This is a genomic window from Caldisalinibacter kiritimatiensis, from assembly GCF_000387765.1.
In the GTDB taxonomy this organism is placed as follows: Bacteria; Bacillota; Clostridia; order Tissierellales; family Caldisalinibacteraceae; genus Caldisalinibacter; species Caldisalinibacter kiritimatiensis.
Map to the genome: position 1 here is coordinate 1 of NZ_ARZA01000194.1, position 2,824 is coordinate 2,824.

The following is a 2,824-nucleotide window of genomic DNA, read 5'->3' on the forward strand; positions in this document are numbered from 1 at the left end:
GCTGTTCGCCTTTCGCTTTTCGATAATAATTCTATAAACATTTTTTCTACTTTTCAAACTCGTATTTAGCTTAATTACAAGCTATACAGTAAATATACTTTCTTAGATAATAAAAAAGGACTAAATACTAAATAAATAGTAAATAGTCCTTTTTGTTAGGTAATCTTATTTAAGATTTACTTTATCTCATATGTGGTTGTGGACATGATGGATACATTGGATACATATAATTATTTTCCATGTCCATTTCATTTTCCATCATAGGAGGAAAATAAGGCATTGGCATATTAGGATTAGGCATCATTGGGTTTACCATATAAGGCATATTAGGATTCATCATAGGACACATATACCTCATACAATTCATCATACACCATTGCATCATTGGGTCCATCATTGGTTGATAATACGGCATAGGCATATTTGGTGTATTGGGCATCAAAGGCATTGGATATTCCATGTTCGGTTGTGCAGGCATTATTGGAGCTTCTCTATAATAATCATTATCCCTCTCTCTATTCATCAACTCATCTCCTTTTAGATTTTAAATTTCATTACTAACATTATATGAAAAATATTTTTTTGCGTTACTTCGATAATTTAAATTAATACGTAAAAAAACCAAGGGAAAAATCCCTTGGCTACTGTAGTTTAAATTTATTAACACTATCTTTAAGCCCTTCTGCTAATGATTCTAGTTCCTTTGCATATGAAGCTACTTCTTCAATTGAAGCCAACTGTTCCTCTGCACCAGCTGAAACCTGCTGTGTTGCTGCTGCAGTTTCCTCTGAAGAAGCCGATATGTTTTCTATAACTGCTACAATCTCATTCTTTTTATGTATCATTTCACTATTTAATCTTTCTATTTTCTGTATATTTTCAGTTAGCTCTTTTATTGTATCTGAAATCTGATTAAACAAATCACCAGTTTCTCTAACTGCTTTATTTTGTTCTTCTCCTAACTCTATCGCTTTGATAGTAGAGGTAGATAATTCATTAGACTGTTGTTGTATTCCTGTAATAACTTCTCTAATTCCTTCTGTAGCCTCCGCTGACTGTTCCGCTAGTTTTCTTATTTCATCAGCAACTACTGCAAATCCTCTACCGGACTCACCTGCTCTTGCTGCTTCTATACTTGCATTTAAAGCTAAAAGATTTGTTTGTTCTGCTATTTGACTTATTGTATCTATAATAACCTCTATTTCTTTAGAGCCATTTTCCACAGATTTTACCATATTGTTTACTACTTCCCTTGCTTCGTTTACCTGCTGTGATTTATTGGTTAATAGTTCTACAATATTTAATCCTTTTTCACTAAGATCACTTAATGCTGTAAACTTATCTATTGAATTCTCAATATTATCTGCTACTTGTTGTATATTATTTGCAAGTTCATTTGTTCTTATAGCTCCGTTTTCTGTATCTTTAGCTTGTCCACTTGCGCTTTCAGCAATTTCTTCAATAGTCCTTGCCACTTCACTTGTAGCAGCACTTGTCTGCTCTGTTATATCTGATAAAGAGCTAGAAGACTCTAACACTGTATCGGAAGAATCTTTTACTTCATTTAATAGTTTCCCTACATTATCCATCATAGTATTAAAGCTTTTTCCAAGCTCACCTATTTCATCATCAGTAACTACCTTCAATCTACCTGTTAAGTCACCATTGCTTGCTTTAACAATGACGTCTTTTATTTCATTTATTGGGCCTTTTATCCCCTTTATTACAAAGTATCCTGCTAATACAACAAAAACAAAAACTAAAGCTATAATAATTAATGTTTTATATATTATCTTTTGTCTTGCTGCAAATAGTTCATTATAATCGCCTACAATAGTTAAAGTCCAACCTGCCTCTTTAATCTTATAATTAGCTACAACCTTAGTGCTATTTTTATATTCTACCTCTTTAAATTCACCTTCTTTTCCTATCAAAGAAACTATAGCTTTGCTTAACGAATCATCTTCTGTATTTACATTTTTCTTCATCACCATATCTTTATTAGGATGTACTATAAATGTTCCATCTCTAGAAGTTAGTATAGCAAAGCTATTTTCACTTAATCCTATATCTTTCAATGTTTCGTCAATAAATGTAAGTAATACATTATTACCTACAGTCCCTATATAATCACCATTATAACCCTTTATTGGAGCTGCAATAACTACTGCGGGTTTTCCAGTAGAACGAGAGATTAGAGGATTACTTACTACAGTTTGTCCACTAATCAAAGTTTTCCAATAATCTCTATCCTTGATACTACCAACTTTTGTTGACTTTACGTTTCCTTGAGAGTCAGGCTCAGCAAATATGTAATCTCCTTTTTCATCAGTTGACCACTGTGCATCATATACATTTTTATGAGCTTTTTTTAAACGATATAAGTTATACGCTGTATACTTAGCTCTTTCTTCTTCAGTTGCTCCTTTTCGCAAAGTTGGTACATTTGCTATTGCTTCTATTTCACTTTTTTTGCCCATAAACCATTGATCAATCTTAGCTGCCTTATTCTTACCCTGCTCTGTAATAAGCTCATATATTTTTTCATTTAACACCTCATCAATAGTCATATAATTAACAAAAGAAAGCACTAATAGTGGTAGTACCGCTAATATAACTACAGAAATAATTAGCCTTTGAGTCAACTTCATCTTTTTTAGCACATTTCTCACCTCCATTAATAGAACAAAATCGACTTCGTCGATTTGTTAGTTAGTAGCTTTTCAGTCAGTTCTCAGCTCCTAGCTCTTAATTCTTAGAAAAGATTAGGCTATTCGCTGTTCGCCTTTCGCTTTTCGATAATAATTCTATAAACATTTTTTCT

The 2,824-nt window shown here is 32.4% G+C and carries 2 protein-coding genes; both read right to left on the reverse strand.

What is annotated here, in order from left to right; genetic code table 11:
- Positions 1-181: 181 nt before the first annotated feature.
- The gene (locus tag L21TH_RS08450; protein ID WP_006314078.1) at positions 182-523 is read right to left on the reverse strand and encodes a hypothetical protein; all 342 of its coding nucleotides are present in this window, start codon (positions 521-523) and stop codon (positions 182-184) included.
- Between the two features lie 118 nt (positions 524-641).
- Positions 642-2,663 (reverse strand): methyl-accepting chemotaxis protein, encoded by a 2,022-nt coding sequence (locus tag L21TH_RS08455; protein WP_006314080.1) that lies wholly within the window; start codon positions 2,661-2,663, stop codon positions 642-644.
- Between the last annotated feature and the right edge of the window lie 161 nt (positions 2,664-2,824).

Bases quoted from the DNA above. Each gene is read 5' to 3' on its own strand.
- L21TH_RS08450 (WP_006314078.1), bottom strand. From the start codon at position 523: ATGAATAGAGAGAGGGATAATGATTATTATAGAGAAGCTCCAATAATG.